The sequence below is a fragment of the Bacillus sp. CDB3 genome (genome assembly GCF_002081505.1).
GTDB lineage: Bacteria > Bacillota > Bacilli > Bacillales > Bacillaceae_G > Bacillus_A > Bacillus_A cereus_AT.
In genome coordinates, this window is record NZ_ALBR01000098.1 from 1 (window position 1) to 2,517 (window position 2,517).

Sequence of the window (2,517 nt, forward strand, 5' to 3'; positions counted from 1 at the left end):
CGATCGCTTTTTGTTATTTTACGGAAAGGTACATCGGTATATTCAAACTAGAATGGGTATGCTAAAGGAAAAGTCTAGGAGGGATGGGCTTGATTCCGATTCAATCAAATTTAGAAGGATGTACATATGCGTTATATAAGTTAGAAGAGGTTATGAAACCACTTGGATATAGTATTGGCGGCAATTGGGATTATGATAAAGGATGCTTTGATTATAAAATCGACGAAGAAGAAGGGTATCAATTTTTACGCGTACCATTTACAGCAGTAGATGGAGAATTAGATGTGCCTGGTGTAATAGTCCGTCTTGAAACACCGTATATTCTTTCGCACGTATATCAAGACGAACTAGATGATAATGTTAATGCTTTAACAGCTGGAACGAGTGGATTGGATCAATTTGCGGAGCCGCAAGATCCAGATGGAGATGTGAAAAGAAAGTATGTCAATATAGGTAAAGTATTGGTACAAGAACTAGAAAATCATTTTTTTTAATGGTGAATAACAATGAGTGTGTCGCTTTCGATGAGAATGGAAGAATGAACTGGATTGATCATATATTGCTCGTCGCGCTTTACACCTAGTAAGAGAATGTTTTGCTTTAAAAGAGTATAGCTACAATTCGCAAAGGATTGTCCAGTGCAGGACGGGGGAATTTCCATCAGTTGTAATTTGTTATCAGAGATTTCATCGTAAAGTGAGAATAGTACACCTGAAATAGAAGGGAATAAAAGAGAAGCAGTAAATACATAGCTCGTTAATTTATTTCCTTCTATAATTTCTGATACGCCAGCTCTCGTTGCATTTTGAATTTGATCAGAAGTAAGAAGTTCAGCGATGCAGTGAATGTTTGGATTAAGTCCTTTTGCAGTTAAAATATTCAAAATGGATTCTGTATCTGCTAAGCTTTCGTTCTTCTCTTTGTCCGCTGTTATTAATATAGTGTGAGCTGTTGTGATGTTAGCTTTTAATAAAGTTTGATCGTGATGTGGACAACCTTTTATAAATTCTAAATGATGAAATGGCTTTGGGAGTAAAGAAAGTGTTTCATCAATTAAAACGATATCAAGGTTCGGTTGTAATATGTGCATTTGTTTTACAACGTGTTTTGCTCGCTCATTCCAGCCGACGATAATCATATGACCATTAGAGGTAGCAGCGTCTTCTCCTTTAATTTTCATATATTGTTTATTAATCATGTCGGTGGCGAATAGAACCATATAATAAGAACAAAATCCAGTTCCTAATAGAATAATGCCTATACCAATAAGTTTTCCTATCGTTGTATGGGGGGCAAAATCGCCGTATCCAACGGTGAAGATGGTGACGATTGACCACCAAACCCCGTCGAACCATGTGGTGAAGTGAGCTGGCTCGAGTGTATGTATAAGAAAGCCAGAAAAAGCAGTAAGTACAATAATAAAACAAATTAAACGAAAAATAATGGAATCACGAAATGTATCTACTAAATTCGCGCGGGATTTCAAATTCTTATTCCTCCTTACTTTGCAGGACTACATTCATTGTTACCATTATAGAAAAAAGAAAAACTCTCTAATTAAAAAGAGAGTTTTTTCATCTTACATACTTTCTACTTCAGTTTGTTGAACACTTTCAAGGTGCTGAAGAGCATAATAAACATCAGCAGTATGTCTTTTTTGATCGATAGACAATTTCAAATGTAAATAGTGCGAACCATTTTCCAATGTTTTGAGCTTCATGTTCTTAACTTTTATATCCATTTCTTTTATTTCTTCAATTACGGTCGGGATATTGTCCATATTTCGTACAACAAGTTTCACTGCGATATCACGTTGACGAAATGATCTAGGACCGATGAATTTCATCGTTAATGGTATAAGTTCTACACTAATCATAAGGAAACACATTCCAAAAATCGCTTCAATATAGAATCCGGCTCCAACGGCAATACCAATACCAGAAGCACCCCAAATCATGGCGGCGGTCGTTAGTCCTGCAATGCTATCGTTCCCTCTGCGTAAAATAACGCCGGCACCTAAAAAACCGATTCCTGATACGATTTGTGCAGCAAGTCGAAGTGGATCCATATTCATATGATCGGTATGCGGTAAGTTGTAAGCTGCTTTAATAGAAACAATCGTCAGGAGGCAACTAATTATAGAAATAACTAAACACGTTTTTAAACCAAGTGGTTTACGTTTTAATTCGCGCTCTAAACCGATGGCGAATCCTAAAATAGCCGAAAGACCTAGTTTAATTAATAAGTCGGCATAGTCCATATATATTCCTCCCTGTATGATATGATATATGAATAAAACATTTATATAGAAAGAAATGTTTTTGGGTAGAGTGACTTTATATAGAATATATGTAGGAAACTCTTAGAAATGAAAGGGATATTTCGTTTAAGTATATGATATTAAAAAAGAAATGTAGTTAGTTTTAAAAAAGTTTTCAAAAGGTGTTGCATTTCATTTTTCTGCATGATATATTAATAACCGTCGCTGATGCGGAAACGCAGAAAACGACAAAAAAG

3 protein-coding genes are annotated in these 2,517 nt (G+C 35.6%); 1 reads left to right on the plus strand and 2 read right to left on the minus strand.

The window, feature by feature from the left end; genetic code table 11:
* The first annotated feature begins 89 nt into the window (after positions 1-89).
* Entirely contained in the window at positions 90-494 is a 405-nt protein-coding gene (locus CDB3_RS26005; RefSeq protein ID WP_128856463.1) for a YugN-like family protein, read from the plus strand.
* Here CDB3_RS26005 and CDB3_RS26010 read toward each other — a convergent pair.
* On the minus strand, positions 491-1,486 hold the full coding sequence (locus CDB3_RS26010; protein ID WP_128856464.1) for an ion channel: 996 nt from the start codon (positions 1,484-1,486) through the stop codon (positions 491-493). The two genes, CDB3_RS26005 and CDB3_RS26010, sit on opposite strands and share 4 nt — an antisense overlap.
* A 93-nt stretch (positions 1,487-1,579) precedes the next feature.
* Positions 1,580-2,260, minus strand: a complete 681-nt coding sequence (locus CDB3_RS26015; RefSeq protein ID WP_128856465.1) for an MgtC/SapB family protein — start codon at positions 2,258-2,260, stop codon at positions 1,580-1,582.
* Between the last annotated feature and the right edge of the window lie 257 nt (positions 2,261-2,517).